The 323-nt window shown below is 67.5% G+C and carries 1 protein-coding gene; it reads left to right on the top strand.

Features of this window, described 5'->3' with window-relative positions; translation table 11 throughout:
* The coding region (locus O4G76_RS20230) for a TRAP transporter large permease subunit (RefSeq protein ID WP_269398938.1) at positions 1 to 323 on the top strand (323 nt) is incomplete at both ends.

Genomic DNA, 323 nt, shown 5'->3' on the forward strand with positions numbered 1-323 from the left:
GCGATCCAGACGATCCTGGTGGCCGTCATCCTCGCCGCGATGTCGGGCATCATCGGCGGCGAGGTGGTGCTTCTGGGGCTGATCGCGCTGCCGCAGATGCTGCGGCTGGGCTACGACAAGAACCTCGCCATCGGCGTGGTCTGCGCCGGCGGCGCGCTCGGCACCATGGTGCCGCCCTCGATCGTGCTGATCATCTACGGGCTGACCGCCAATGTCTCGATCGGCGACCTGTTCACCGCCGCCTTCATCCCCGGGCTGATGCTGGCGGGCTTCTACGTGGCCTATGTGCTGATCCGCGCCTATCTCAACCCGGCGATGGCGCC

Source organism: Limimaricola sp. G21655-S1 (assembly GCF_027213785.1).
Classification (GTDB): Bacteria; Pseudomonadota; Alphaproteobacteria; order Rhodobacterales; family Rhodobacteraceae; genus Limimaricola.